Here is a 1,125-nt window from a genome sequence, read left to right as displayed (position 1 = left end):
CCCAAGTAGCACGGGGCCCGAGAAATCCTGTGTGAATCTGGCGGGACCACCCGCTAAGCCTAAATATTCCCTGGTGACCGATAGCGGATAGTACCGTGAGGGAATGGTGAAAAGTACCGCGGGAGCGGAGTGAAAGAGTACCTGAAACCGTGTGCCTACAAGCCGTGGGAGCGTCGCATGCAGCAACTTGTTGCTGTGTGTCGTGACTGCGTGCCTTTTGAAGAATGAGCCTGCGAGTTAGCGGTGTGTAGCGAGGTTAACCCGTGTGGGGTAGCCGTAGCGAAAGCGAGTCCTAGCTGGGCGTTGAGTTGCACGCTCTAGACCCGAAGCGGGGTGATCTAGCCATGGGCAGGGTGAAGCGGCTGTAAGAGGTCGTGGAGGCCCGAACCCACCAGGGTTGAAAACCTGGGGGATGACCTGTGGTTAGGGGTGAAAGGCCAATCAAACTCCGTGATAGCTGGTTCTCCCCGAAATGCATTTAGGTGCAGCGTCGTGTGTTGCTTGCCGGAGGTAGAGCTACTGGATAGGCGATGGGCCTTACCGGGTTACTGACCTTAGCCAAACTCCGAATGCCGGTAAGTTGAGCGCGGCAGTGAGACTGCGGGGGATAAGCTCCGTGGTCGAGAGGGAAACAGCCCAGAGCATCGACTAAGGCCCCTAAGCGTATGCTAAGTGGGAAAGGATGTGGAGTCGCAGAGACAACCAGGAGGTTGGCTTAGAAGCAGCCATCCTTGAAAGAGTGCGTAATAGCTCACTGGTCAAGTGATTCCGCGCCGACAATGTAGCGGGGCTCAAGCGTACCGCCGAAGTCGTGTCAGCAGCACAGATAGTCCTAACGGGTGTGCTGTTGGGTAGGGGAGCGTCGTGTGCCGGGTGAAGCATCCCTGTAAGGGAGGTGTGGACGGTTCGCGAGTGAGAATGCAGGCATGAGTAGCGATACACACGTGGGAAACGTGTGCGCCGATTGACTAAGGGTTCCTGGGTCAAGTTGATCTGCCCAGGGTAAGTCGGGGCCTAAGGCGAGGCCGACAGGCGTAGTCGATGGATAACCGGTTGATATTCCGGTACCCGCTGTGAAGCGCCAGACATCGAATCAGGTGATGCTAAGCCCGTGAAGCCCCCTGC

General features: G+C 57.2%; 1 rRNA gene. It reads left to right on the top strand.

Annotated elements, in window-relative coordinates:
* Window positions 1-1,125: ribosomal RNA gene (locus B124_RS37030) — 23S ribosomal RNA — on the top strand; the annotation flags it as partial.

The sequence above is a fragment of the Streptomyces sp. CNP082 genome (genome assembly GCF_059570535.1).
Note: the sequence above shows the minus strand (reverse complement) of the source record. Positions and strands in the feature narration are given on the sequence as shown.